We start from the raw sequence: 26586 nt of genomic DNA, 5'->3' as shown, positions 1-26586 counted from the left end.
CCGCCGGGTACCCGGACGCGGCGCTTCCACCGTCGCCGACGCGACCGTACGGTGCCGGTGTGACCCCATCGACGACCGCGCCCAGTCCGCTCCGGCTGTACGGCCGGGACGATGAACTCGCCGCTCTGCGAAGCCTGTTGGAGCTGTTGTGGCGGGGTGAGGGAGGTGCGCTCGTGCTGGCCGCGCCGCCCGGTCTCGGCCGTACGGCGCTGCTGCGCGCCGCCGCCGACGCACACCGGGGCCGGGGCCCCGTGCTGTACGCCACGGCCGCCTCCACCGGACGGTCCGTGCCGGGCGGCGGGCCGGTCGCCCCGCTCGGTCCGGCCCTCGCCGCCGGCCTGGCGCCCGCCGCCCCGTACCCGGTCATCACCCCCGAGGCGCTCGCCCGCCGACTGCGGGAACCGGGCACCGGACACCCCCTGCTGGTCTGCGCCGACGACGCGCACGCCTGGGACCCGGCGTCCAGGTCCGCGCTCACCGTCGCGGCCCGCGGGCTGGGTCCGGGCAGCCGGACCGCCGTCCTGCTCTCGGCCGCCGACGGCACCGGCTTCGCCGGGCTGCCCACGCTCCACCTCGCGCCCCTGGACGAGGGCGCGGCCTCGGCGCTCCTGGACCGGCTGACCGGCGGTACGGCCCTCGGAGCGGACCCTGGTACGGCCCTCGTGGCGGCTCCTGGTGCGACCCCCGGAGCGGCCCCCGGGCCCGCTCCCTGTGCGGCGCCCGGAATGACCCCGGCGGCCTCGGGTACGGCTTCCGGGTCGGCTCTCGGCGCGGCCCCCGGTGCGGAGGGGATCGACCCGGTCGTGCGGGCCGAGCTGCTCCGTGAGGCGGCCGGAAACCCACGCCTGCTCGCCGGGCTCACCGGACGCCTCACCCCCGGCCAGCTCTCCGGCCGCACCCCGCTGCCCTTCCCCCTGCCCGGCGGCGAAGCGGTGCTCGCCGCCCACGCCGAACGGCTCGACGGCCTCCCGGCCCGGACCCGCACCCTGCTCCTGCTCGCCGCCGCGGCCCAGGAGCACGAGCCGGAGGACGCCGGGGCGGACGCCCTGCTCCTGCTGCGCGCGGGCACCCGCTGCGGGCTGCCCCAGGACTTTCTGGACCGGGCCCTGTCCGGCGCCGCCGCCACCGACTGCCTCCTCCAACGGGCGGGCAGCCGAGTCCACTTCGCCCACCGCCTCGTGGCCCGCGCCGTACTCCACCACGCCCCTCGGTCCCACCGCCGCGCCGCCCACGAACTGCTCGCCACCCTGCTGACGGAGGCCGGGGACCGGTCCTCCCCGGGCGCCCCCACCTCGTCCTCCCCGTCTCCTCCGGACGCCCCGGCCGCCGCACCCCCACCCGTCCCGCTGGCCGCCCTCGTCCAGCGGGCCTGTGCCGCGTCCGGGCCGGACGCCGAGCTGGCCGCCCGGCTCGAAGCGGCCGCCGGTGCCCCCTTCCCGCACGCCGAACGTTCCGCCGCCCTGGCCCGCGCCGCCCTCCTCTCCACCGAACCGGCGCTGCGGGCGGCCCGCCTCGCCGCGGCGGCCGAACAGGCGGGGCTCGCGGGCGACCCGGCCCTGGCCCGGGCCCTGCTGGCCAGGACCGGGCCCCGGGCGCCCGCCGCGGCGGGGCCGGCCCCCGAGCCCGCGCGGGGCCTCGCCCCGTACGTCCACGGCATGCTGGCCCTGCGCTCCGGGCCCGCGGCCGACGCCCACGAAACGCTGCTCGCCGCGGCCGCGCTGCTCGGACCGCACGATCCCCGCCGGGCCCTCGACGCCCTCCTCGGCGCGGCCGAGGCCGCCTGGGCGGCGGGGGACGCGCTCGGCTACCTCGCTGCCATGAACCGCCTCGCCCGCACCCCGCCGACAGCGGGCCTGGAGCACTACCGGGCCGGCATGTGCGCCGTGCTCGCGGGCCGCACCGCCGAGGGCCACGCCCTGCTCCGCCGCTGCCTCGACCCCGCCGGGGACCCGGTCGCCCCGGCCGCGCTGCTCCGGGCCGGGGTCGCGGCCCTGGTCCTCGGGGACATCGCCGCCGCCTGCCGCGCGGGCGCCCGCGCGCTCGCCGCCGTACGGACCAGGGGCCCCGACGCGCTGCTGCCCCAGGCCCTCGAACACCTCGCGTACGCCGAACTGCGGGCCGGACGTCACTCCGGTGCTCGGGCCCACGCCCTGGAGGGGCTGCACGCCGCCCGCCGTACGGGGCAGCCCAACAGCTCCGCCCACCTGCACGCCGTGCTCGCCCTCGCCGCCTCCGTGGCGGGGCCCGCCGAGGCGTGCGCCGCGCACGCCGACGCCGCGCTGACCGGGGCGGGGCCGCACGGGCTGGTCCAGGCCGTCACTCTCGCCACCTGGGCGCGGGCCCGCGCGGACCTGGCCGCCGGACGGCCCGCCGAGGCGGCCGCCCGGCTGGCCCCCCTCGTCGGGACCGGCCCCGGCCGAGGCCACTTCGCCGCCCGGATGCTCGCCGTGCCCTGCTGGGTCGAGGCCGCCGTGCTGGGCGGCCGACAGCCCGAGGAGTCCCGCGAACTCCAGGCCGCCGTCGACGCGTTCGCGTCCTGGGCCGCCCGGACGGCCGACCCGGGGGCGCCCGCCCAGCTGGCCCGCTGCCGGGCCCTGCTGGCCTCCCTCGACGAGGCGGACGCCCGCTACGCCGAGGCCCTGGACCACCACGGCCGTGCCGACGGCGACTTCGAGCGGGCCCGCACCCTCCTGCTGTACGGGCAGTGGCTGCGCCGCCGTCGACGCACCCGCGCGGCCCGCGGCCCGCTGCGCGACGCCCTGGTCGCCTTCCAGTGCTGCTCGGCCCGCGTCTGGGCCGACCGGGCGGCCGGGGAGCTGCGGGCGGCGGGGGAGCCGGTCGGGGCCCCACGCGACGCGGCGGGCGGACCGCCGGCGGCGCTCACCCCCCAGCAACTGCGCATCGCCCGCTGCGTCGCCGAAGGGGCCACCAACAGGGAAGTGGCGCTGCGGCTGTCGCTCAGCCCCCGCACGGTCGACCACCACCTCCGCAACGTCTTCGCCGCCCTCGGCGTTCGTTCCCGCACCGAACTGGCCCGGCTGCTGGGCCCGGTGTACTGACCCCGAAGGTCGTTCGCGCGGCCGGCCGGGGTGTGGCCGTTGTCAACGGCGAGGCAGCGGCCGTGCCTGTCGCCCCGTCCGGTGCCGCTTGGCGTACGACCAGGTCACCGCGGTCATCAGGGCCGGGATGGCGAACAGCGGAGCGAAGGCCGAGCCCCAGACCGTCCGTGCCGTACCGCTCGACAGGTACGTCTGGCTCTCGACGGTCACGGCGACCACGACCTGCCACGACGCCACCAGAGCCAGGGCGCCCGAGGCGGTCCAGGCCAGCCGGGCGAGGACCCTGGGGCGGAGCGGTCGCCACCGGTCGCTGATCAGCAGCAGCGGAAACAGGGCGGCCAGCTCGGCGAGGACGGAGAGGCCGACGACGTACGCGACGCCCCAGCCCGGAATGTCGAACACGTCGCGCAGTACCTGGTCGCTGTAGCCCACGGGGACACCGGAAGCCATGGCGATGCGCCACAGGCCGGACGGGACGGCGCACAGGGCGATCGCGTGGGCAGCGCGGCGGGCCCAGACGGGCGCGGGGGCGGGGAGGGACGGGGCCGGTGGCGTCATGACGTCCATGCTGGTCCTGAGCACGGCAGCCGCGCTTCCTCCGCTGCGGCGGACCGTCTCCGCACTGCGGGTGAGGGGCGTACCCGCGGGGGAGGACCTGGAATCGTCAGAAGGGTCGGGGGCGGTCGGGGAGGAACTCGGCCCGGTCGCCGAGTGGGCGCGTCCTGGACGGGGTCGGTTGCGAGACCGTGATGACGAGTTCCGCGCAGACCCCTAGGTACCGACTGGGCGGTATGTCATTCTGCGGGCGTCAGGATCGTGTCGCCGCGCTCGCGCCCCGCCCGGGCCGGGTGCCGGGCCCGCCGCTCGCGCGGCCGGTCGATTCCCGGTGGAGGCCGCCATGCCACAGGTCGTACGTTCGCGGATCGGGGCGCCGCACGGCCCGTCCCCGGCAACGCCGTTGCCGCACCGCTTCCGGTCCCTTGCCGACCGCGAGGCCGTCGAGGTGCTGCACCGGGCCGCCCGGGTCCTCGTCGCCTCGCTGCCGGCCCTCACCGACCGGCTCGTCGAGGCCCTGTACGCCCAGGAGCCCGGCTACCGGGCGGCCATCGACTCCGGCCGGGCCGAGGTCTGGCAGGAGGTCCACCACTCGCTGCGGCACAACGTCGGTTCCCTGATCCAGCCCCGGGAGTTCCGCGAGTCCGCCCACCGCACCTCCCGCTGGATCGGTGAGATCCGCGCCGAGCAGGGCGTGCCGCTCGACGCCGTCCTGCACGCCTTCCGGATGGGCGGCGCGATGGTCTGGCAGGACCTCGTGGACGAGACCGCCCGGCGCGACCCCGACGACGTGCGGCTGCTCGTCCATGTCGCCGCCGACGTGTGGAACTTCGTCGACGAGCACTGCGGGATCGTCGCGGACGCCTACCGGCAGGCCGAGCGGCGGCTGTCCTGGCGGCGCGAGAACCGGCAGCGGCTCATGGTCGCCGCCCTGCTGGACGGGACCGCCCGGATCGCGGACCTCGCCGAGGCGGCCGCCATGCTGGGCCTGCCGGAGCAGGGCCGCTACGCCGTGCTCGCGGTGGCCGCCGCCCCGCGCGGCCCCGGGCCCGCCGCCCGTCCGCCGTTGACGCTGCCCGTCACCCCGGACACCCCGGCGCTCTGGCATCCGGGCCCGGGAGCCGAGTTCGCGATCCTGCCGCTGGCGGGCCCGCCCGGCGAGCTGGGAGCACTGGCCGCCGCGCTGGACGTACCGGCCGGCGTCCGGGCCGGGATCGGCTCCGCGGTCGAGGGTCTGGCCGCGCTCGGCGACGCCCGGCGGCTGGCGGAGACCGCGCTGCGCGCCTGCCCGGCGTCCGGGGGCACCGTCCTGCTCGACGAGCACCTCCCGGACGCCCTGGTCGTGTCCTCACCGGCGCTCGCCGGGGCGCTCGCCGACCGGGTGCTGGGCCCGCTGGACCGGCTGGATCCCGCCGACCGCGACGTCATCGTGGAGACCCTCACCGCCTGGCTGGACGCGGACGGCTCGGCGCAGCGGGCGGGCGCGCGGCTCTACTGCCACCGCAACACCGTCCTCAACCGCCTCCGCCGCTTCGAACAGCTCACCGGCCGCTGCCTGACCCGCCCCCGGGACGCGGTCGAGGTCTCGCTCGCGCTGGCGGCGCGGCGGCTGCTCGGCACCTGAGGGCGCGGCGGTTGCTCGGCACCTGAAGAGCCGGCAGCCAGCACCTGAAGAGCTGGCCACCGGAAGAGCTGACACCTGGAAAACTTTGCAACAAATATTGCGCAATTATCGTTGCGCAACTTTTCCTGTGCGTCTACGGTCGTGCCATGCCCAGTGAAGAACGACGCCGCGTCTCCGACCTCGACACCCTCAAGGCGATCGGCCACCCCCTGCGCCTGAAGCTCTACCGAGCCCTGCACATCAAGCGCAGCGCCACCGCCTCCCACCTCGCCGACCAGGTCGACGAGGCGGTCTCCCTCGTCAGCTACCACCTGCGCAAGCTCGCCGACCACGGACTGATCGAACCGGCCGAGGGCCAGGGCACCGACGGCCGGGAGCGCTGGTGGCAGCCGTCCTCCCGAGGGCTGACCTTCAGCGACACGGATTTCGACGACGCACCCGACAAGGCGGCCGTCTACGCCGCCGCCGGCCGGATGTCCTTCGACCAGCACGTCGAGCTCTACCGGGCCCACCAGGACGCACGGCACACCTGGGACGCGGACTGGCGCGGCGCCTCCTGGAGCGCGGAGAACCTCCTGCGCCTCACCGCGGCGGAACTGGCCGCCCTCGGCCGGGAGATGGGCGCGCTGATCGACCGCTACGAGGAAACGGGCCGCGCCCGCGAGGAAGCGGGCGACACGGAGGGCCGCGAGAGCGTCGCCCTGCACACGTACGGATTCCCCTTCCGCCCCTGAGCCCGTCACTGCGCCCGGAAGGACGAACGACATGACCGTCACCGCCGTGGAAGCCCCCGAACGCCCCGCCCACCGCGACCCCAACGTCCAGCGCTGGCTCGGCGCGTACACGGCGTCGATGACCGGCGACAGCATCTACTTCATGGCCCTCGCCTGGGCCGCGGCCCGCACCGGCAGCGCCTCCGGCACCGGTCTCGTCCTCGCCGCCGGCTCCCTGCCCCGGGCCCTCCTGATGCTCGGCGGGGGAGTGCTCGCCGACCGGCTCGGGCCCCGCCGCGTCGTCATCGGCAGCGACGCCGCCCGTGCGCTGCTCGTCCTCGGGCTCGCCGCGACCCTGGTGCTCACCGCGCCCACGGTGGGCGTCCTGGTGGCCGTCGCCCTGCTCTTCGGCGCGGTCGACGCCCTGTTCCTGCCCGCCGTAGGAGCCCTGCCGCCCCGGATCAGCCCTCCGGGACAGCTCGCCCGGATCCAGGGCCTGCGCGGACTCGCCGCACGCGGTGCCTCCATCGTCGGCGCGCCGCTGGGCGGGGCCGCCGTGGCCGCGGGCGGTCCCGCGCTCGCCCTCGCCGCCGCCGGAGTGCTGTTCGCGGTGTCCCTGCCGCTGCTCCTGAGCCTGCGGATCACACCGCTTCCCGCGCCGGCGGTCGAGGCGCAGGAGGCGTCGGCGGGGACCGGGAGGGCACCGAACGCCTGGCAGGACCTCGCCGACGGGCTCCGGTACATCCGCCGCCACCCCGTGCTCGGCCCGCTCATGCTCGTCATCGCCCTCAGCGAGCTCGGCTTCGTCGGGCCGCTCAACCTCGGGATGATCCTGCTCTCCGAGCAGCGTGGCTGGGGTGCGGCCGGCATGGGCTGGATCGTCGCCGGATTCGCCTCCGGCGCGGCCGGGTCCGCCCTCCTCCTCGCCGTCCGGGGCCGCGTGCCGCGCGCCGGGCTGGTGATGTGCCTGACCGCCCTCGTCGGCGCGACGGGCATCGCCGCCCTGGCCCAGGCCCCCTCGGTGGCCCTCGCCGCCGCGGCTGCCGCGTTCGTCGGCCTCGTCGGAGGACTGGCGGGCGCGCTGTGCGGAGCCCTCGTCCAGACCACCGCCGATCCGGCGTACCTGGGCCGGGTCACCTCCGTATCGACGTTCTTCACCTACGCGCTCATCCCGCTGAGCTACCCCGTCACGGGGGCCGCCATCGCCCTCTGGGGCACCGGGCCGGTCTACGCCGTCAGCGCTGCCGTGTGCGCGACCGGTGGCGCGGCGGGCCTCGCCTTCACCGCACTCCGCCGCGCCGAACTGCCCCGCTGAGTCGGAACCGCCCGCTGACCCCGCACCTCCGGCGCCCAGGGCCTACATCCCCAGCTCGGCCACCCTCAGCCGCTCCACCGCCGCCTGATCGCCCTCCACCTCGACGTCCGCCGCGTCCTGCCGCCCGAACGCGTACAGCAGCAGCTCGGCGGGCTCCCCGGTCACCGTCACCACCGGGGTCCCCTTGTGGGCCACCGCGGTCTGGCCGTCCGGGCGGCGCAGCACCAGCCCCACCGGGGACCTGCGGCCCAGCAGGCGGGCCGTCTTCTCGGTCCGGGACCACAGCACATCGGAGAAGACCGGGTCCAGCTCGCGGCGCGACCAGTCGGGCTGGGCCCGGCGCACATCCTCCGTGTGGACGAAGAACTCCACGGTGTTCGCCGCCTCGTCGATCTGCTTGAGGGACATCGGGGAGAACCGGGGCGGGCCGGTGCGGATCAGCTGGATCAGTTCCTCGTACGGTTTCGCCGCGAACTCCGCCTGCACCCGCTCCAACCGGGCCTTCAGCGCGCTCACCAGCAACCCGCCCGCCGCGTCCGCGCGACGTTCGCGGACCACCACATGGGCGGCCAGATCGCGGGTCTTCCAGCCGTCGCACAGGGTGAGGGCCTCGGGGCCCGCCGCTTCCAACAGATCGGCGAGCAGAAGACGTTCACGCTTCGCATGGGTCGACATGCCCGCCAGCGTACGACCGTCACCCCTGGTCCGCCCAGTGGACGTCCGCCCGGACAGCCCTCGCGGCCACGGCACAATGGGCCCATGACGAGCACGCCCGGCGCCACGCCGCCCGCCAGCAGTCTCGACCCGGCCATCGCCGCCCGCCTCAAGCGCGGCGCCGACGGCCTGGTCCCGGCCATCGCCCAGCAGTACGACACCGGCGAGGTGCTGATGCTCGGCTGGATGGACGACGAGGCGCTGCACCGCACCCTCACCACGGGCCGCTGCACCTACTGGTCGCGCAGCCGTCAGGAGTACTGGGTCAAGGGCGACACCTCCGGTCACGTCCAGCAGGTGAAGTCCGTCGCCCTGGACTGCGACGCCGACACCGTCCTCGTCAAGGTCGACCAGACGGGCGCCGCCTGCCACACGGGTGACCGCACCTGCTTCGACGCCGACGCCCTGCCCCTCCTCGACAGCTAAGGTCCGGCCATGGATCTCGACACCTTCCGCAAGCTGGCCGTCGACCGGCGCGTCGTCCCCGTCAGCCGCCGCCTCCTCGCGGACGGCGACACCCCGGTCGGCCTGTACCGCAAGCTCGCCGCCGAACGCACCGGCACCTTCCTCCTGGAGTCCGCCGAGAACGGCCGGACCTGGTCGCGCTACTCCTTCATCGGCGTCCGCAGCGACGCCACCCTCACCGCCCGCGACGGCGAGGCCCACTGGCTCGGCGCCCCGCCCGTCGGCGTCCCGGCCGCCGGCGACCCGCTGGACGCCCTGCGCGCCACCGTCGAGACCCTCCACACCCCCCGCGACCTGGTGAGCGACGCGGGCCTTCCGCCCTTCACCGGCGGCATGGTCGGCTACCTCGGTTACGACGTCGTACGCCGTCTGGAGAGGATCGGCGAGCACGGCGGCGACGACCTGGAGCTGCCCGAGCTGACCATGCTCCTCACCTCGGACCTCGCCGTCCTCGACCACCAGAACGGCACCGTCCTGCTGATCGCCAACGCGATCAACCACAACGACCTCGACACCGGCGTCGACGAGGCGCACGCGGACGCCGTCGCCCGCCTCGACGCGATGGAGCGGGACCTGCGCCGCCCGGTCGAGAACGCCCCCGCCGTTCTGCCCCCGTCCGAGCTGCCGCCGTACACCGCGCTGTGGGGCGGCGAGGCCTACCAGGACGCCGTCGTGGACATCAAGGAGCGCATCAGGGCGGGCGAGGCCTTCCAGGTCGTCCCCTCCCAGCGCTTCGAGACCCCGTGCACGGCGAGCGCCCTGGACGTCTACCGGGTGCTGCGGGCCACCAACCCGTCCCCGTACATGTACCTCTTCCGCTTCGACGGGTTCGACGTCGTCGGCTCCAGCCCCGAGGCGCTCGTCAAGGTCGAGGACGGCCGGGCCATGGTCCACCCGATCGCCGGGACCCGGCACCGGGGTGCCACCCCGCAGGAGGACCAGGCGCTCGCCGACGAACTGCTCGCCGACCCCAAGGAGCGCGCCGAGCACCTGATGCTCGTCGACCTCGGCCGCAACGACCTCGGGCGGGTCTGCGAACCCGGCAGCGTCGAGGTCGTCGACTTCATGTCGATCGAGCGTTACTCCCACGTGATGCACATCGTCTCCACCGTCACCGGCCGCGTCACCGAGGACCGCACCGCCTTCGACGTGCTCACCGCCTGCTTCCCCGCGGGCACCCTCTCCGGCGCCCCCAAGCCCCGCGCCATGCAGATCATCGAGGAGCTGGAACCGAGCCGCCGCGGACTGTACGGGGGCTGCGTCGGCTACCTCGACTTCGCCGGGGACTCCGACACCGCCATCGCCATCCGGACCGCCCTGCTCCGCGACGGCACCGCGTACGTCCAGGCCGGAGCCGGGGTCGTCGCCGACTCCGACCCGGTCGCCGAGGACACCGAGTGCCGCAACAAGGCCGCGGCCGTGCTCCGCGCCGTCCATACGGCCAACCGGCTCCACGACCGCTGAACCGCTGACGGCCGACCGGCTCCACGGGCGTCGGGGCGGTAGGGGATAGTGGAGGGCGTGAGCGCTGTCCCCGTACCCCAGCCCCGTGCCCGAACCGCCGACTCCGCGCCCGACTCCGCGGGGAGCCGGCGCAGTCTCGCGGCCGGTCTGCTCCTCGGCGCGGCCGGCGCGACCGTCGTCCTCCTCGCCTCCGGGCAGACCTGGGCCGAGGGCGAGGCGGCCACCGGCGGCGGCGCCATCGCGCTGACCGTCGACGGCCAGGACGTCACCGGCGTCCCGGCCGCCCTGGCCGTCGTCGGCCTCGCCGCCCTCGTCGCCGTCTTCGCCGTACGCGGCGTCGGCCGCCGGACCGTCGCCGCCCTCCTCGCCCTCAGCGGCCTCGGCGCGACCGTCAGCGCCTGGGCCGGCGGCTCGGACAGCACGGCCCTCGACGAGGAGGCCGCCAGAACCACCGGCGACGCGGCGGCCACCATCCACGCGCTCGGTCACACCGCCTGGCCCTACGTCACCGCCGCCGGCGGTCTGCTGATCCTGCTGGCCGGGCTCCTCGCCCTGCGCTACGGCAGCCGCTGGCCCGCCATGTCCGGAAAGTACGAGCGCGACGGCACCCCTCGCCCCGGCAAGGCGCCCCGCACCGCCCCGGACCCGGACCGGCCCGAGGACCTGTGGAAGGCCCTGGACCGCGGCGAGGACCCGACGCGCGAGGCCTGACCCCCACGCTCACCTCTCACGGTCCCGTACGGGACAATGAACCCGAGCCGTCCCCGGGCGGCGGCCACACGTACAGCGCCACCCACGGCGCAACACCAACGAGGAGCAACTCATGGCGGGCACGAGCCACGGACACACCCCGGCCGCCTGGACCGGTGTCATCATCGCCTTCATCGGCTTCTGCGTCGCAGGCGTCTTCATGGTCGCGGCCAACCCGCTCGGCTTCTGGGCCGGTATCGCCATCATCTTCGCCGGCGGTCTCGTGGGCCTCGCCATGAAGGTGGCCGGCCTCGGCATGCCGAAGGAGTCGGCCGAGCTGATCGAGGCCAGGGAACGCGCCGGGCGGGCGCAGATCTCCCACTGACCCGGACGCCGGCCCGTCCCGGCGACCGACACGCCGACAGGCGCAGCTCTCACCCGGGGCTGCGCCTTTTCGCGTAGGCGGGGGGACAATCAGCGGGTGGACGCCTCGCCTACCTCCGCCGCAGCCCAGCCCCCGGACCCGGAAACGGAGCCCCCGCCGGGCCACGGACCCATGCCGCTGACCGTCTGCCCGACCCCCGACATGGCCATGCCCACTTCAGCCCGTCCGGCGTTTGAGGACGGAACCCTCGCCGGGGTGGGCCCGGAGCTCACTGGCCCCTCGGGCGAAGGGCCCTCGCAGGCGCCCGGCCCCCAAGGCCACGGTCCCGTCCTCAAACGCCGGACGGGCTGGTCGGGCCGCCCGACGGGCCAGAAGGTGCGCCGCCTGGCCACCCCCCTCGGCATCCTCGCCGCCGTCGCAGGCGCCTTCGCGTACGTCGGCACCGTCGACCCGAACGAGTCCGGTCACTACCCGGCCTGCCCGCTGCTCAAGCTGACCGGCGTCCTCTGCCCCGGCTGCGGCGGGCTGCGCAGCGCCCACGCCTTCATCCACGGAGACCTCGGCGCGGCGCTCGAAGCCAACGCGATCGCCACCGTCGGCTACTTCCTCTTCGCCGCGGTCTGGGCCGTCTGGCTGCTCCGGGCCTGGCGCGGGCAGCCCCTGCGCATCGGTCTGGCACCCGTCTGGTGGTGGGGTGTGGGCACCGTCCTGCTGCTCTTCACCGTGGTCCGGAATCTGCCGTTCGGTTCGGCCCTGGCCCCTTGAACGGCCGGGTCGCCCCCCCCGAATGACCAGGAAGTGGGATGCGACGTGGCCGGATGCGAGCCCCGGGGCATCCTGCGGATACCATCGACAGGGCTGATCCAGTCCACCGTCAACCGTTCGGAAGGGGGCCGCTCGCGTGAGTGTGCTCGACGAGATCATCGACGGCGTTCGCGCCGACCTCGCGGAGCGGCAGGCGCGCGTCAGCCTCGACGAGCTGAAGGAGCGCGCGGCCCGCGCTCCCCAGGCCAAGGACGGAGTCGCCGCCCTGCGCGGCGAGGGCGTGACCGTCATCTGCGAGGTCAAGCGCTCGTCCCCCTCCAAAGGGGCCCTCGCCGCCATCGCCGACCCGGCCGCGCTCGCCGCGGACTACGAGGCGGGCGGCGCGTCCGTCATCTCGGTCCTCACGGAGGAGCGCCGCTTCGGCGGCTCGCTCGCCGACCTGGAGGCCGTCCGCGCCAAGGTCGACACCCCGATCCTGCGCAAGGACTTCATCGTCACCTCGTACCAGCTGTGGGAGGCCCGCGCCTACGGCGCCGACCTGGCCCTGCTGATCGTCGCCGCCCTCGACCAGGAGGCCCTGGTCTCCCTCATCGAGCGCGCCGAGTCGATCGGGCTCACCCCGCTCGTCGAGGCGCACGACGAGGAGGAGGCGGAGCGCGCCGTGGACGCCGGAGCCAGGATCATCGGCGTCAACGCGCGCAACCTGAAGGACCTCAAGGTCGACCGCTCCACCTTCGAGCGCGTCGCCCCCGAGATCCCCGACCACATCGTCAAGGTCGCCGAGTCCGGCGTCCGGGGCCCGCACGACCTGATCGCGTACGCCAACGCGGGCGCCGACGCCGTCCTGGTCGGCGAGTCCCTGGTCACCGGCCGCGACCCGCGCGCCGCCGTCGCCGACCTCGTCGCCGCGGGCGCCCACCCGGCGCTCCGCCACGGCCGCGGCTGACGGGGAGACCGACGACCATGACCGACCGTCCCGTGCCCCGCACCCGGCCGGGCCTCGCCCCGGCCGGGGCCCCGGCCCGGGACCCGCACGCCCCGCTGGCGCGCGGATGCAGGCCGCGGGGCTGCCGCGCCCCCGCCCGCCGCGTGCACGGCCGGCGCGTCCGGTACGTCATCGGCGACGAGCCCGGCCAGGTGAACGGCATGCGATGGCGCCCGGGGTCCGCGCAGTAGGCGAACCCCGGCCGACGTACCGCAGCACCCCTCCTCGTACGTACGACCGCTCCGCCGTGACCGCATGCCGGTCGCGGTGGTGCTCGTCCCTCCGCGCATCCGGTGCACCCATCCGTTGCCATGCCAAGGAGCACGTCGCATGTCGTCCGACTTCTTCATTCCGGACCCCGAGGGTCTGATCCCCAGCGCCGAGGGCTATTTCGGCGCGTACGGCGGCAAGTTCATCCCGGAGGCGCTCGTCGCCGCCGTGGACGAGGTCGCCGTCGAGTACGACAAGGCCAAGGCCGACCCCGCCTTCGCCGCCGAGCTCAACGAGCTCATGGTCGACTACACGGGCAGGCCCAGCGCGCTGACCGAGGTCCCGCGCTTCGCCCAGCACGCCGGCGGCGCCCGGATCTTCCTCAAGCGCGAGGACCTGAACCACACCGGCTCGCACAAGATCAACAACGTGCTGGGTCAGGCCCTCCTCACCAAGCGCATGGGCAAGACCCGTGTCATCGCCGAGACCGGAGCCGGCCAGCACGGCGTCGCCACCGCGACCGCCTGCGCCCTCTTCGGTCTCGAATGCACCATCTACATGGGGGAGATCGACACCGAGCGCCAAGCGCTGAACGTGGCCCGGATGCGGATGCTCGGCGCCGAGGTCGTCGCCGTGAAGTCCGGCTCGCGGACGCTGAAGGACGCCATCAACGAGGCGTTCCGTGACTGGGTCGCCAACGTGGACCGCACGCACTACCTCTTCGGCACGGTCGCGGGCCCGCACCCCTTCCCCGCGATGGTCCGCGACTTCCACCGCGTCATCGGCGTCGAGGCCCGCCGCCAGATCCTGGAGCGCGCCGGCCGTCTCCCCGACGCGGCGGTCGCCTGCGTCGGCGGCGGCTCCAACGCCATCGGCCTCTTCCACGCCTTCATCCCCGACGCCGACGTCCGCCTGGTGGGCTGCGAGCCCGCCGGGCACGGGGTGGAGACCGGCGAGCACGCGGCGACCCTCACCGCGGGGGAGCCCGGCATCCTGCACGGTTCGCGCTCCTACGTCCTCCAGGACGACGAGGGTCAGATCACCGAGCCGTACTCCATCTCGGCGGGCCTGGACTACCCCGGCATCGGCCCGGAGCACGCCTACCTCAAGGACGTCGGGCGCGGTGAGTACCGCGCCGTCACCGACGACGCGGCCATGCAGGCCCTGCGGCTGCTGTCCCGCACGGAGGGGATCATCCCGGCCATCGAGAGCGCCCACGCCCTCGCCGGCGCCCTGGACCTCGGCAAGGAGCTCGGCAAGGACGGGCTGATCCTCATCAACCTGTCCGGCCGCGGCGATAAGGACATGGACACCGCCGCCCGCTACTTCGGGCTCTACGACACGGACGCCGCCGTCGAGGCGGACGCCGACAGCGACCGCGCCGAGATCGAGGGGGACGCCAAGTGAGCGGCAACATCGAGCTGTTGAACACCACCCTGGCCGCCACCAGGGCCGCGGACCGGGCGGCGCTCATCGCCTACCTCCCGGCGGGCTTCCCGACCGTCGACGGCGGCATCGAGGCGGTCAAGGCCGTCATCGCGGGCGGCGCGGACATCGTCGAGATCGGGCTCCCGCACAGCGACCCGGTCCTGGACGGGCCGGTCATCCAGACCGCCGACGACATCGCCCTGCGCGGCGGCGTCCGGATCGCCGACGTGATGCGCACGGTCCGCGAGGCGCACGAGGCCACCGGCGTCCCGATCCTGGTCATGACGTACTGGAACCCCATCGACCGCTACGGCGTCGAGCGCTTCACCGCCGAGCTGGCCGAGGCCGGCGGCGCCGGGTGCATCCTGCCCGACCTGCCGGTCCAGGAGTCCGCGCTCTGGCGCGAGCACGCCGACAAGCACGGCCTCGCGACCGTGTTCGTCGTCGCCCCCAGCAGCCAGGACGCCCGCCTCGCCACCATCACGGCGGCCGGGAGCGGCTTCGTCTACGCCGCGTCCCTGATGGGCGTCACCGGCACCCGCGCCTCCGTCGGCGCCCAGGCCCAGGACCTGGTGGGACGCACCCGCGCCACCACCGATCTCCCGGTCTGCGTCGGCCTCGGCGTCTCCGACGCGGCGCAGGCCGCCGAGGTCGCCGGGTTCGCGGACGGCGTCATCGTCGGCTCGGCCTTCGTCAAGGCCATGCTGGACGCCCCCGACGAGGCCGCCGGTCTCGCCGCCGTCCGCTCCCTGGCGGGCGAACTGGCCGAGGGCGTTCGAAAGCGCTGAGCCCTTGAATCACCCGAATGGGTGGATTGTGGACCGGGGAGGCGCGGAGGTGCCTCCCCGGTTCGTTCCCCGGGTGTGAGCGACAAGATCCCTGAGGGAAACAGAAGTGCGCGTGAGCGCCTGGCCCAGCAGCGCGAGCGGGAGAAGGGGCGCGAGAAGCACCGCCGGACGCTGATCGTCGCCTCGGCGGTGGTCGGGGTGCTCGCCCTGGCCGCCGTGGTCGGCCTGATCGCGGCCAACGCGGGCAAGGACGACGGCGGCGACACCGCCTCCGGCCCCGCCATCGCCCCTTCGGGCGCGACCGGCGAGGCCGCCCTGACCCTGCCGGTCGGCGCGGCGGACGCCCCGTCCACCCTCACGATCTGGGAGGACTTCCGCTGCCCCGTCTGCGCCCAGTTCGAGACCGCCTTCCGGGACACCATCAAGGAGCTGGCGGACGACGGCCGGCTCAAGGTGGAGTACCACCTGGCCACGATCATCGACGGCAATCTCGGCGGCAAGGGGTCGCTGCGCGCCGCCAACGCCGCCGCCTGCGCCCAGGACGCCGGCAAGTTCGCGCCCTACCACGACGTGCTCTTCGCCAACCAGCCCCCGGAGCCGGACGACGCCTTCGGCAAGAACAGCCGGCTGATCGAGCTGGCCGGCGAGGTCGAGGGGCTCGACACGCCGGGCTTCCGCAGCTGTGTGGAGGACGGCGAGCACGACAGCTGGGTGCAGAAGTCCGACACGGCGTTCCGCGAGGGCGGTTTCCAGGGCACGCCGACGGTGCTGCTCAACGGCGAGTCCGTCTTCCCGAGCAAGGGCGGAGAGCAGATCTCCCCGGAGAATCTGAAGAAGTGGGTCGCCGCGGCCAACAAGGGCAAGAAGCCGGGCACCGCCACCCCGGCCGAGCCGGCCGACGGGTCCTCCGGCCCGGCCGACCCGTCGTCGGCCCCCGCTTCCTGACCGCGTCCCCCGCCCGCCCGTGAGGCGGTCCTCGTTACCCAGACGTTGCCGGGTGGCTTGCCGTACCCACCGCCCGGCAGGGTAGCGTCGACCTCGCCATGAATCTTGCCTTCATCCCCAGTCCGTCGACCGGCGTGATCGAGCTCGGCCCGATCCCGCTCCGCGGCTACGCGTTCTGCATCATCATCGGTGTCTTCGTCGCCGTCTGGTTCGGCAACAAGCGCTGGGTGGCCCGGGGCGGCAAAGCCGGCACCGTGGCCGACGTCGCCGTCTGGGCGGTGCCGTTCGGCCTCGTCGGCGGCCGGATCTACCACGTCATCACCGACTACCAGCTGTACTTCAGCGACGGTGAGGACTGGGTCGACGCCTTCAAGATCTGGGAGGGCGGCCTCGGCATCTGGGGCGCCATCGCCTTCGGCGCGGTCGGGGCCTGGATCGCCTGCCGCCGCCGGGGCATCCCGTTGCCCGCCTGGGCCGACGCACTGGCTCCGGGCCTCGCCATCGCCCAGGCCATCGGCCGCTGGGGCAACTGGTTCAACCAGGAGCTGTACGGCAAGCCCACCGATCTCCCCTGGGCGCTGGAGATCAGCGAGGGCCCGAACCGGGTCGCCGGGACGTACCACCCGACCTTCCTGTACGAGTCGCTGTGGTGCATCGGTGTCGCGCTCCTGGTCATCTGGGCCGACCGCCGCTTCCGGCTCGGCCACGGACGGGCGTTCGCGCTGTACGTCGCCGCCTACTGCGCGGGACGCGGCTGGATCGAGTACATGCGGGTCGACGAGGCCCACCACATCCTCGGCCTCCGCCTGAACGTGTGGACCGCGATCATCGTCTTCGTCCTCGCCGTCGTCTACATCGTGATCTCCGCGAAGATCCGTCCGGGCCGCGAGGAGATCGTCGAGCCCGACCGGGACGCCGCCCCCACGGCGAAGGACGACTCCGACGACGAGAACGGCCCCGACGAGAACGGCTCCGCGAAGGCGGACGCCGACGAGCCGGACGCCGGGGCGAAGAAGGACCCGCTCACGAAGGAGGGGCCCGGCAAGGACGCCACCGCCGAGAACTCCGAAGCGGCCGGCGCGGCCGGAGCAGCCGAGAAGAGCTGACCGGCCGCGCGCCTAGATCCTGGTCATGGGCGCACTCCCGCACACCTCCCGCTCGCCGGGCGGGCCCGCACTCTCAGGCCCGCCCGGCGAGCGCGATCGTTCTGCGGGCGGACGCCACCACCGCCGCGTCCACGAACCTCCCGTCCGGCAGGGCCAGCGCCCCCGCCTCCACCGCCGAGGCCGCGACGATCTCCTCGGCCGCCTCGATCTCCTCGGCGGTCGGCCGGAACGCCCGCTCGATCACCGGCAGCTGCCGCGGGTGGATCGCCGCCCGGCCCAGCAGCCCGAGCGCCCGCCCCCGCCCGCACGACGTCCACAGCCCGTCCAGGTCCCGGACGTCCGGGAACACCGACTGGGCGGGCGGCGGAAGAGCCGCCGCCCGGGCCGCCACCACGACGCGGCTGCGCGGCCAGTCGAGCCCGGCGTCCTCCCGTACGCCCAGATCCGCCCGCAGGTCCGCCTCGCCCAGGGCGATGCCGCGCACGGCGTGGTGGGCCGAGGCGATCGAGTACGCGTGCTCGACCGCGAGCGCCGACTCCAGCAGCGGATACAGCGGCACGCCCGGGGCCACGGCCGCCACATGGGACACCGAGACCGCGTGGGTGATCTTCGGCAGCCGGAACGCGGCCAGCCCCGGCAGCCCCGCCAGCGCCCGGATGTCGTCCTCGCCGTGCACCCGGACATGGACCGGCACCGCGTCCGGGGCCGCCGTGACCTGGTCGCCGAGGAGTTCGGCGGTCGCGGAGCGCGCGTACTCCTTACGGTGCGGGGCGACGGCGTCCTCCAGATCGACGATCACCACGTCCGCCCCGCTGCCCAGCGCCTTGGCCACCACCTCCGGCCGGTCCCCGGGCACGTACAGCCAGGTCAGCGGCGGCCGGCCGAGGGGCGGCGGCGGGCCGAGGGGCGGCGGCGGGCCCTCCGGCAGCGGCGGCGCCGGAATCGGCCGGCCGGTCACAGCGCCCCCTGGTCCCGCAGCGCCGCGATCCGGGTCTCCGAGAGGCCGAGCCCGGCCAGGATCTCCTCGGTGTCCGCGCCGTGCGGGCGGCCGGCCCACCGGATACCGCCGGGGGACTTCGAGAGCCGGAACAGGACGTTCTGCATCCGCAGCGGCCCCAGCTCCGGGTCGTCGACCTCGGTGAGGGTGTCCAGCGCCCGGTACTGCGGGTCCTCCAGCACCTCCCGTACGTCGTGGATCGGCGCGACGGCCGCGTCCGCCTTCTCGAAGCGGTCGAGGACCTCCTCGCGGCTGTGGCGGGAGATCCAGTGCCCGACCGCCGCGTCCAGCTCCTCGGTGTGTTCGGCCCGGGTGGTGCCCGCGCCGAACCACGGCTCGTCGATCAGCTCCGGGCGGCCGACGAGGCGCATCACCCGCTCGGCGACGGACTGGGCGGAGGTGGAGACCGCGACCCAGTGGCCGTCGGCGGTGCGGTAGGTGTTGCGCGGGGCGTTGTTGCGAGAGCGGTTGCCGGTGCGCGGCTGGACGTAGCCGAGCTGGTCGTACCAGAGCGGCTGCGGGCCCAGCACGGTGAGGATCGGCTCGATGATCGCCAGGTCCACCACCTGCCCCTCGCCGGTCTTCTCCCGCCCGGCGAGCGCGGCCATCACCGCGTACGCCGTGGCCAGGGCCGCGATGGAGTCCGCGAGCCCGAACGGCGGCAGCGTCGGCGGGCCGTCCGGCTCCCCGGTGATCGCCGCGAAGCCGCTCATCGCCTCGGCGAGCGTGCCGAAGCCGGGGCGGTGGGCGTACGGCCCGAACTGGCCGAAGCCGGTGACCCTGGCCAGCACCAGACGCGGGTTGACGGCGTGCAGCTCCGCGGGGCCCAGGCCCCAGCGCTCCAGGGTCCCGGGCCGGAAGTTCTCGATGATCACATCCGTCCCGGCGGCCAGCTCCAGCAGTACGTCCCGGCCGCCGGGCGCGGACAGGTCGAGGGTCAGGTTGCGCTTGTTGCGGCCGAGCAGCTTCCACCACAGGCCGATCCCGTCCTTGGCGGGCCCGTGCCCGCGCGAGGGGTCCGGCTTACGGGGGTGCTCGACCTTGATCACATCGGCGCCGAAGTCCCCGAGCATGGTGGCCGCGAGCGGCCCGGCGAAGAGGGTGGCCAGGTCGATGACCTTGAGCCCGGTCAGGGGTCCTGCTGCGGTGGCGCTCATGAGGCCTCGATCTCGCTGCGGTAGGGCATGGACGTGGACGCGCCGGGTTTCTGGACGCAGAGCGCGGCGGCCGATGAGGCGAACGCCACGGCCTCGGCCACCGGGCGCCCCTCGCCGAGCGCCACGGCCAGCGTCCCGACGAAGGTGTCCCCGGCCCCGGTCGTGTCGACGGTGGTCACCGAAGGTGCTGGGAAGAGCACCGGCTCGCCGCCCCGGGCCGCGTACAGGCAGCCCTTCGCGCCGAGCGTGACGATGACCTCGGGCACCCGGCGGAGCAGGATCTGGGCGGCGGCGTGCGGTTCAACCTGCCCGGACAGCTCGGTGGCCTCGTGCTCGTTGGGCACCAACAGGTCGATGTGGTCGAGGAGTTCATCGGGCAGGGGCTGCGCGGGGGAGGGGGTGAGGATGGTCCGCACGCCCTGGGCCCGGGCCGCGCGGGCTCCCTCGACGACGGCGGACAGGGGCAGTTCGAGCTGCATCAGCAGCAGATCGGCCGCGGCGATCGCGGCGATCTCCCCGGGCCCCAGCGCGGTGACGACGCCGTTCGCGCCGGGGACCACCACGATCGCGTTGGCCCCGGTGTCGTCCACCACGATGTGCGCGGTGCCGCTGGGGCCCTCGGCGGTGTGCAGGAGGTCGGTGTCCACCCCCGCGTGTTCGAGGCCGTCGCGCAGCAGGGTGCCGTAGGCGTCGTCGCCGACCGCGCCGATCATCGTCACCTCCCCGCCCGCGCGGGCGGCGGCGACAGCCTGGTTGGCGCCCTTGCCGCCGGGGACCGTCCGGAACTCCCGGCCGGTGACGGTCTCGCCGCGCCCGGGGGCGCGGGGCGTGTACGCGACGAGGTCCATGTTGGTGCTGCCGAGCACCGCGATGCGGGTCATGGGCGCAGAGCCTCCTGGTGGGTCAGTGCGGCAAGAGTGTCGAACCCGGTCCGGTCGAAGCCGCGTACGGAGGTGGCGAGCCGGTTTTTCAGCGGAGCCGTCCAGCGCTCGGGCAGGGCGTCATGCCCACCCGCGAGGAGTCCGGCCAGCGATCCGGCGGTCGCCCCGTTGGAGTCGGTGTCCCAGCCGCCGGAGACCGCGAGACCGATCGACCGGGTGAAGTCACCGTCGGCGTGGGTGAGCGCGGCGGCCAGCAGTGCGGCGTTGGGCAGCACGTGCACCCAGTGGTGGGTGTCCCCGTAGAGGGCGTGCAGCCGGTCCACGGCGGCGTCGAAGTCCCCTTCCGTACGGGCCGTTTCGATGCCGAGCCGGATCGCGCGGGCGTACCGCGAGTGCGGCGGCACCACCCGCAGCCCGGCGGCCAGACAGCCGTGCACATCGCTCTCGCCGCCGGCCGCGACGGCGAGGGCCGCCGCTGTGAACATCGCGCCGTAGACCCCGTTGCCGGTGTGGGTGAGGACCGCGTCGCGGTGGGCCTGGGCGGCGGCTCCGGCCGGGTCGCCGGGGTGGGTCCAGCCGTGCACGTCGGCCCGGATCTGCGCGCCGATCCACTCCCGGAACGGGTTGCGGCGGCGGGCGGTATCCGGGGGCTCGACACCCGCCAGGAGGTTGCCGTACGCGATCCGTTCGGCGGTGAACGTACGGCCCGCCGGGAGTTCGTCCAGCCAGAGCCGGGCCAGGTCGGCGGTGGTGAAGGAGCGGCCGTGCCGCTGGAGCAACCGCAGGGTGAGCAGCGGGTAGTTGAGGTCGTCGTCCTCCGGCATGCCGTCGATGTTCTCGGCCAGGGACGTGGGGGCCGAGCGGCGGTTCCAGGGGTGGGCGGCCAGCAGCTCGGCCGGTACGCCGTGTGCGGTGAACCAGCTGGTCGGGGGCCAGTTACCGGTGGCGCGGCCCAGGGCGCGGATGCCGTCCAGCGGCAGCTTCTCGACCGGTTTGCCGAGCAGGCAGCCCGCCGCCCGGCCGAGCCACGCCGCGTGCAGCCGGGCCCGGCCGACGGCGGGCGCGGTGTCCACCGGGCCCGGCCAGTGCGGGCAGGCGGCCACGATCTCGTCCAGCCCGGTCGGCTCGTCGGCCGCCAACGGCGAATCCAGCAGGGCGAGTTCGTCGAGAAGCCGTTCGGCCAGCGCACGCAGACGGGGCGGTGCGGGCGGCTCGGACGCGCCTGCCCGGGCCGGGGCGGGGGCGCCCCCGGCGGCGTACCACCGCTCCTCGATCTCCCGGGCGTCCCGGCCGTCCTGTGCGGCCTGCCGCAGCTCGTGGCCGACCAGGTCCTCGGGCTGCACCCAGGTGAGGCGGACGTTCACCGCTCGCCGGCCAGCACGCCGAAGGCCTGCTCATGGGCCCGGCGGCGCTCCAGGTCCCGGGCGAAGACCTCCCGGGCCACCTGGGCCAGCACTCCCGCCGGGGCGTCCAGATCCAGTCGGCTCGCCGCCGCGACCGTGGCGGCCCAGTCGGCGGGGACCTCGCCGCCCAGCGCGCCCACGATCGCCCCGCTCATCGTCGCGATGGAGTCGCAGTCCCGCCCGTAGTTCACCGAACCGAGCACCGTACTCCGGTAGTCACCGCCCCCGACCAGCAGCATCCCGAGCGCGATGGGCAGCTCCTCGATGGCGTGCAGCCGGGAGGGGCGGCGTGCGCCGAGCGAGGGGTTCCGGTAGTCGGGGCCGACGGTGTCGAAGGGCTCCACGGCCGCCCGCAGCGGGGCGAGCGCGGCCTCGAAGTCCTCGTGGCGCACGGCCACTTCGGCGACCGCCTCGATCGCGGACCGGGTGCCGTCCCTGGCCGTGGAGAGGGCCGCGTCGACCACGGTGCCCGGTGTGGCGCCCGGGCGGCAGGCGGCGGCGACGGCGGCGGCGAAGACCCCGGCGGCCTCCCGGCCGTAGGAGGACTGGTGGGGGGCCGCGACCTCCAGCGCCTCGGCGTACGCCGCCTCCGGGTGACCGGCGTTGACCAGCCCGACCGGGGCCATGTACATCGCCGCCCCGCAGTTGACGATGTTGCCCGCGCCGGCCTCGCGCGGGTCCACGTGCCCGTAGTGCAGCCGGGCCACGATCCACTTCTCCGCCAGGAAGATCCGCTGGAGGGGGAGGGCCTGTGCCTCCAGCTCCGGGATCCAGCGGGGCGACAGCAGGTCCGGGACGAGGTGGTCCGCGACGGCGTACGCGTCGAGGTGGTCGCGGACCCGGCCGTAGACCCGGATCAGGGCGTGGGCCATCAGGGTGTCGTCGGTGACGTGCCCGTCGCCCTTGTGGTACGGGGCGATGGGGCGCGCGGTGCGCCAGTCCTCGCCGTACCAGGGGCCGACGATCCCGGTCACCCGGCCGCCGTGGCGCTCGGCGATCTGGTCGGGGGTCCAGCCCTCGACCGGGCCGCCGAGGGCGTCGCCGACGGCGGCCCCGACGAGCGCCCGGCGGATGCGTTCATCGAGTCCGGGCGTGGTGAGGGAGGAGGGGCGCGGGGCCGAGAGGGCGGCTTCCGTGGCCGTTGTGGGTGTCATGCCGGAATTGTCCACCCGGGGTGGCCGGTTCCGTGGCTGCCAGCAGCCCGGCGAGTTCGATCAGGTCCGTGCCCGCGAGTCGGGGCAGCGCACAGCCCGCCAGCGTCCGGCACGCCTCGCGCCAGCCCGCCGGCACGGCGGTGATCGAGCCGATCGCCCCGGTCAGCGCCCCGGCCAGGGCGGGCGCGGAGTCCGCGACCCGGGACAGGCAGGCCGCGGCCGGGACCGCCTGGGCGATCTCGCCCCGGGCCGCCGTGGTGAGGGCCAGGGCGACCGGCACGGTCTCCGCCGCCGCGATCCCGTAGCTGTAGACGTGGTCCACGATCTGGTGTTCCACCACCGGGACCAGGGCGAACGCCCCGGCGGGCTCGTCCGCGAACTCCCGGGCCAGGCGGACGGCGTGCGCGGCGTTGCGGGCGATCTCGGTGCCCTCGGGGAGCTGGGCGAGGGCCGCGTCCACCACGGTGTCGACGTCCGCCCCGGCCAGTGCCACGGCGATGGCGGCGGCCACGGCCCGTGCCCCGTGCACCCCGTCGCCGTCCTGCGTGTAGCGGGCGTCGAACTCGGCGAGCGCCGCCGCCTCTTCGGGGTCGCCCGGGTGGACCACGGCGAGGACGGCGGCCCGGACGCAGGCGGCGTCGTCGAAGTAGTGCGGGTTGTCGTGCCCGGTGGCGGGGGGCCGCAGCCCGGCCGCCAGGTTGCCGAGCCCGGCCCGCACCGAGATCCGGGCCCGCAGCGGGAGCACGGCGGCCTCGACCTCGGGGGCCCGGGCGCTGGCGGCGGCGACGGTGGCGGCCAGCGCGTTCCAGGCCCGGTCGACCGCGTCCCGCGTCCGGCGGCCGGGGGCCAGGCCCACCGCGTCCTCGGCCGCAGCCAGCACCGTACGGGCGGCGAACGCGGCCCACTCGGCGTCGTCGGACGGGCCGAGCCGCAGCGGCTCGGGCGGCTGGTTGAGGGCGATGGGCACCGGGAGGGTGGTGGTGGCGTTCTGCTCGGCGAAGGTGTCCAGCTCCCGGGTGAGCCGCCGGGTCCACTCGGGCATCCGGGCCGCCCGGTGCCGGGCGGCGGGCCACCCGGCGGCGTCGCCCGCCGCGAGCCCGAGCAGCAGCCCCTCGATCCGGGCGCGGCGGGAGGGGGCGGGGGCCCCGGGGGCGGCTGTCGGCCCGGCCGCGTGGGCCGCCGTCTCCGCCGGGACTCCCGCCGGGCCTCCGCGTGGTGTGGTCACGGCCGGTCCGCCTCCGGTCGCCCCGCCCGACGTCGTCATCGCCGGTCCTCCCGTACGGGTGCGGAGGGAGTCGCCGCGGACGTCAAGTTCCGTACGGGTGCGGAGGGGGCCATGCCCCGTACCGGTACGGAGGGGGTCGCCGCGGACGCTAGGTCCCGTACCGGCTCGAAGGGAGCCGCCACCGACGCCAGGCTCCGTACGGCCGACGGCTCGCCGCCGCCCCTCCCCTGCGGGGACCCCGCCGGTCCGGTCCCGTCCGGGTCCTCGGGGGTCAGCAGGTCCGCGATGTCCAGCACGTGGTAGCCGCGCATCGAGGGCAGGCAGCTGCCCCGGACCGGGCCGATCGCGCCCGCCCAGTCCGGCGGGATGGCGCTCTCCCCGTTCAGCGCCCCGGCCAGGGCGCCCGCCACCGCCGCCGTCGTGTCCGCGTCGCGGCCCATGTTGACGGCCGTGAGCACCGCCGTCCGGAAGTCCCCGCGCGCGGCCGTGAACGCCCCGAACGCCAGGCCCACCGCCTCCGGCGCCAGGTCCGTCCACGGGTAGCCGGCGATCACCACCGCCGAGCGCACCGCCCGCTCCATCGTGAGCCGGTCGGGGTAGGGCCGCTGGGCCGCCGCCACCGCCCGGCGCAGCGACCGGGCCGTCCAGGAGTCCATCGGGACCACCGAGAGCGCGGCCGCGATCACCGAGGCGAGGCCCGAGCCGACCATGGCCGCCGCCACCCCGGCCGCGACCGCCTGGCCCCCGTAGATCCCCTCGCCCTCGTGGCTGACCCGGCCGTCCACCGCGACCAGCCGGGCCGCCTCGGCGGGGCGGCCCGCCGCGAAGACCCCGAAGGGGGCCGCCCGCATCGCGAGCCCGTCGCTCCAGGCGTGCCGGTGCTGGGCCGAGATCGGCGCGGCCAGGCCTCGGCGCAGGTTCTCCAGCGTGCCGCGCTCGCTGAACCCCGCCCCCCGGAACGGGCCCTCGTCCAGATCGGCGATCCAGTGGTGCCAGGCCCGCTCCACATGGGAGACGTCGAGCGCCGAACCGTGCCGGGCCAGCAGCAGCCCGGAGAAGATCGCGTACTCAGTGTCGTCGGTGCCCGCCGGATCATCGCTCACGAAGCCCTCGATCCGCCCCCAGCGGCGGCGGATCTCGGAGGGCCGCAGGTTCTCCGCCGGGGCGCCGAGCGCGTCCCCGACCGCCAGTCCCAGCAGCGCACCCCTGGCCCGGTCATTGCCGACGGCCGTGTTCATCGCGTCGCCCTTCGCTCGTTCCGGCGGTGGGAATCCTCATCCGGGCCCGAGTCCGAATCCGCATCCGCATCCGAGTCCGCATCCGATTCCGTTTCCGGGCCCTGTCCGCATCTGTGCCACGCGGCGGGCGAGGAGAGGCGGAAAACGGTGGGAAAGGGGCCAGGCGGATGACGGCCCGGATAGCTAAGGCTGACCTTTCTTCGCAGGTCAGCGGGGTGGTTAGCCAGGCCTGGCTTGCTGGCGGAGGTCGCCCGGACGGCGTAGTTTGGACTTTGTCGAAAGTTGTATTCAGCGGGGAACGGCGGGGTGACGGCCCGCCGGAGCGAAGGGGAGAAGCACGCCGTGGCCATCATCGAGACCGAAGCCGTCCTGCACGAGGCGCACCGGGACAACCACACCCACCGGGATGTGAACGGCGGCTGGCTGCGCCCCGCCGTCTTCGGTGCGATGGACGGTCTGGTCTCCAACCTCGCCCTGATGACCGGGGTCGCGGGCGGCGCGGTCTCCCAGCAGACCATCGTGATCACCGGTCTGGCGGGGCTCGCGGCCGGGGCCTTCTCCATGGCGGCGGGCGAGTACACCTCCGTCGCCTCGCAGCGCGAGCTGGTCGAGGCCGAGCTCGACGTCGAGCGCCGTGAACTGCGTAAGCATCCCCAGGACGAGATGGCCGAGCTGGCCGCTCTCTACGAGTCCCGCGGCGTGGACGCCCCGCTGGCCCGCGAGGTCGCCCGGCAGCTGTCGCGCGACCCGGAGCAGGCGCTGGAGATCCACGCCCGCGAGGAGCTCGGCATCGACCCCGGCGACCTGCCCTCGCCGCTCGTGGCCGCCGTCTCGTCGTTCGGCGCGTTCGCGCTCGGCGCCCTGCTGCCCGTCCTGCCCTACCTCCTCGGCGCGAGCGCCCTGTGGCCCGCGGTGCTCCTCGCGCTGATCGGCCTGTTCGCCTGCGGTGCGGTGGTGGCCCGGGTGACCGCCCGCAGCTGGTGGTTCAGCGGGCTGCGCCAGCTCGCCCTGGGTGGTGCGGCGGCGGCGATGACGTACGGACTCGGCACCCTGTTCGGCGTCGCCGTCGGCTGACGCGGGCGATGCGGGGCTGTGGGCGGGCGTCGTGACCGGGCCGCCCGAACGGCGCAACGCCGCGGCAACCCGTGTGACGTACGTCTTGGCGCCGCCCACTGGGCGGGACGGGCCCGGCGGTCGTAAAATGAGGCTCTATGCAGGGCTGCACATAAGTAGCCATTACCTCGGTGGTTTCGTTCTCTCCGCCACCGGGCATGAGCCGTAGGCACCGCAGGCAACGACGCCTGCTCTCTGCGGGTCCCC

Annotated in this window: 25 protein-coding genes; 16 read left to right on the top strand and 9 right to left on the bottom strand. The window is 75.1% G+C overall.

Features of this window, described 5'->3' with window-relative positions; translation table 11 throughout:
• Positions 1-59 precede the first annotated feature (59 nt).
• Entirely contained in the window at positions 60-3059 is a 3000-nt protein-coding gene (locus ACH4RG_RS12180; protein ID WP_398539466.1) for a LuxR C-terminal-related transcriptional regulator, read from the top strand.
• A 42-nt stretch (positions 3060-3101) separates the two neighbouring features.
• On the opposite strand, the gene ACH4RG_RS12175 is transcribed toward ACH4RG_RS12180, so the two are convergent.
• The gene (locus ACH4RG_RS12175) at positions 3102-3626 is read right to left on the bottom strand and encodes a hypothetical protein (protein WP_397917206.1); all 525 of its coding nucleotides are present in this window, start codon (positions 3624-3626) and stop codon (positions 3102-3104) included.
• A 331-nt stretch (positions 3627-3957) separates the two neighbouring features.
• Here ACH4RG_RS12175 and ACH4RG_RS12170 point away from each other — a divergent pair, with 331 nt between their 5' ends.
• The 3 genes from ACH4RG_RS12170 (at position 3958) to ACH4RG_RS12160 (ending at position 7266) form a co-directional block, all read left to right on the top strand.
• Positions 3958-5238, top strand: coding sequence for a PucR family transcriptional regulator (locus ACH4RG_RS12170; protein WP_397930008.1), 1281 nt, complete (start codon positions 3958-3960; stop codon positions 5236-5238).
• Between the two features lie 146 nt (positions 5239-5384).
• Positions 5385-5972, top strand: coding sequence for an ArsR/SmtB family transcription factor (locus ACH4RG_RS12165; RefSeq protein WP_397916354.1), 588 nt, complete (start codon positions 5385-5387; stop codon positions 5970-5972).
• A 31-nt stretch (positions 5973-6003) separates the two neighbouring features.
• On the top strand, positions 6004-7266 hold the full coding sequence (locus ACH4RG_RS12160; protein WP_397930010.1) for an MFS transporter: 1263 nt from the start codon (positions 6004-6006) through the stop codon (positions 7264-7266).
• 42 nt (positions 7267-7308) lie between these two features.
• On the opposite strand, the gene ACH4RG_RS12155 is transcribed toward ACH4RG_RS12160, so the two are convergent.
• On the bottom strand, positions 7309-7941 hold the full coding sequence (locus ACH4RG_RS12155) for a TIGR03085 family metal-binding protein (protein ID WP_397916352.1): 633 nt from the start codon (positions 7939-7941) through the stop codon (positions 7309-7311).
• 84 nt (positions 7942-8025) lie between these two features.
• Between ACH4RG_RS12155 and hisI the strand changes: the two genes are divergently transcribed.
• The 11 genes from hisI to lgt all read left to right on the top strand — a co-directional run bounded on the left by hisI (position 8026) and on the right by lgt (position 17211).
• Positions 8026-8406, top strand: a complete 381-nt coding sequence (gene hisI / locus ACH4RG_RS12150; RefSeq protein ID WP_397916351.1) for a phosphoribosyl-AMP cyclohydrolase — start codon at positions 8026-8028, stop codon at positions 8404-8406.
• A 9-nt stretch (positions 8407-8415) separates the two neighbouring features.
• Positions 8416-9909, top strand: coding sequence for an anthranilate synthase component I (locus tag ACH4RG_RS12145; RefSeq protein WP_397916350.1), 1494 nt, complete (start codon positions 8416-8418; stop codon positions 9907-9909).
• A gap of 48 nt (positions 9910-9957) precedes the next feature.
• The gene (locus tag ACH4RG_RS12140) at positions 9958-10620 is read left to right on the top strand and encodes a TIGR02234 family membrane protein (RefSeq protein WP_397916349.1); all 663 of its coding nucleotides are present in this window, start codon (positions 9958-9960) and stop codon (positions 10618-10620) included.
• 112 nt (positions 10621-10732) lie between these two features.
• On the top strand, positions 10733-10984 hold the full coding sequence (locus ACH4RG_RS12135) for an HGxxPAAW family protein (RefSeq protein WP_397916348.1): 252 nt from the start codon (positions 10733-10735) through the stop codon (positions 10982-10984).
• A 201-nt stretch (positions 10985-11185) separates the two neighbouring features.
• Positions 11186-11749, top strand: coding sequence for a DUF2752 domain-containing protein (locus tag ACH4RG_RS12130; protein WP_397917205.1), 564 nt, complete (start codon positions 11186-11188; stop codon positions 11747-11749).
• Positions 11750-11885: 136 nt separating this feature from the next.
• Entirely contained in the window at positions 11886-12695 is an 810-nt protein-coding gene (trpC, locus tag ACH4RG_RS12125; protein WP_359218652.1) for an indole-3-glycerol phosphate synthase TrpC, read from the top strand.
• Between the two features lie 17 nt (positions 12696-12712).
• A complete protein-coding gene (trpM, locus tag ACH4RG_RS12120; RefSeq protein WP_026237256.1) occupies positions 12713-12925 on the top strand; it encodes a tryptophan biosynthesis modulator TrpM in 213 nt (70 codons plus the stop codon).
• 139 nt (positions 12926-13064) lie between these two features.
• Entirely contained in the window at positions 13065-14351 is a 1287-nt protein-coding gene (trpB, locus tag ACH4RG_RS12115; RefSeq protein WP_397916347.1) for a tryptophan synthase subunit beta, read from the top strand.
• The gene (gene trpA / locus ACH4RG_RS12110; protein WP_397795392.1) at positions 14348-15160 is read left to right on the top strand and encodes a tryptophan synthase subunit alpha; all 813 of its coding nucleotides are present in this window, start codon (positions 14348-14350) and stop codon (positions 15158-15160) included. Before trpB ends, trpA begins: the two co-directional genes overlap by 4 nt.
• Positions 15161-15235: 75 nt before the next feature.
• Positions 15236-16105 (top strand): DsbA family protein, encoded by an 870-nt coding sequence (locus ACH4RG_RS12105; protein ID WP_398539465.1) that lies wholly within the window; start codon positions 15236-15238, stop codon positions 16103-16105.
• A 98-nt stretch (positions 16106-16203) separates the two neighbouring features.
• The gene (gene lgt / locus ACH4RG_RS12100; RefSeq protein ID WP_397916345.1) at positions 16204-17211 is read left to right on the top strand and encodes a prolipoprotein diacylglyceryl transferase; all 1008 of its coding nucleotides are present in this window, start codon (positions 16204-16206) and stop codon (positions 17209-17211) included.
• Between the two features lie 73 nt (positions 17212-17284).
• On the opposite strand, the gene ACH4RG_RS12095 is transcribed toward lgt, so the two are convergent.
• From ACH4RG_RS12095 to ACH4RG_RS12065, 7 genes are read right to left on the bottom strand one after another with little or no spacing between them, the layout of a single operon-like run.
• A complete protein-coding gene (locus tag ACH4RG_RS12095) occupies positions 17285-18169 on the bottom strand; it encodes an HpcH/HpaI aldolase/citrate lyase family protein (RefSeq protein WP_397930016.1) in 885 nt (294 codons plus the stop codon).
• Positions 18166-19365: a CaiB/BaiF CoA transferase family protein gene (locus ACH4RG_RS12090; protein WP_398539464.1), complete on the bottom strand. Its 1200-nt coding sequence runs from the start codon at positions 19363-19365 to the stop codon at positions 18166-18168. The genes ACH4RG_RS12095 and ACH4RG_RS12090 overlap by 4 nt, the downstream gene beginning before the upstream one ends.
• Complete coding sequence (gene rbsK, locus ACH4RG_RS12085; RefSeq protein ID WP_398539463.1) at positions 19362-20246, bottom strand: ribokinase; 885 nt, start codon at positions 20244-20246, stop codon at positions 19362-19364. Before rbsK ends, ACH4RG_RS12090 begins: the two co-directional genes overlap by 4 nt.
• Complete coding sequence (locus ACH4RG_RS12080; RefSeq protein ID WP_398539462.1) at positions 20243-21610, bottom strand: ADP-ribosylglycohydrolase family protein; 1368 nt, start codon at positions 21608-21610, stop codon at positions 20243-20245. The genes rbsK and ACH4RG_RS12080 overlap by 4 nt, the downstream gene beginning before the upstream one ends.
• Positions 21607-22803 (bottom strand): ADP-ribosylglycohydrolase family protein, encoded by a 1197-nt coding sequence (locus tag ACH4RG_RS12075; protein WP_398539461.1) that lies wholly within the window; start codon positions 22801-22803, stop codon positions 21607-21609. The genes ACH4RG_RS12080 and ACH4RG_RS12075 overlap by 4 nt, the downstream gene beginning before the upstream one ends.
• Positions 22727-24067, bottom strand: a complete 1341-nt coding sequence (locus ACH4RG_RS12070) for an ADP-ribosylglycohydrolase family protein (RefSeq protein ID WP_398539460.1) — start codon at positions 24065-24067, stop codon at positions 22727-22729. Before ACH4RG_RS12070 ends, ACH4RG_RS12075 begins: the two co-directional genes overlap by 77 nt.
• Complete coding sequence (locus ACH4RG_RS12065; RefSeq protein WP_397916338.1) at positions 24064-25266, bottom strand: ADP-ribosylglycohydrolase family protein; 1203 nt, start codon at positions 25264-25266, stop codon at positions 24064-24066. The genes ACH4RG_RS12070 and ACH4RG_RS12065 overlap by 4 nt, the downstream gene beginning before the upstream one ends.
• Before the next feature lie 342 nt (positions 25267-25608).
• Here ACH4RG_RS12065 and ACH4RG_RS12060 point away from each other — a divergent pair, with 342 nt between their 5' ends.
• Positions 25609-26340 (top strand): VIT1/CCC1 transporter family protein, encoded by a 732-nt coding sequence (locus ACH4RG_RS12060; protein ID WP_329154241.1) that lies wholly within the window; start codon positions 25609-25611, stop codon positions 26338-26340.
• Positions 26341-26586 lie beyond the last annotated feature (246 nt).

This window comes from Streptomyces sp. NPDC021019 (assembly GCF_044333295.1).
Lineage (GTDB): Bacteria > Actinomycetota > Actinomycetes > Streptomycetales > Streptomycetaceae > Streptomyces.
Note: the sequence above shows the minus strand (reverse complement) of the source record. Positions and strands in the feature narration are given on the sequence as shown.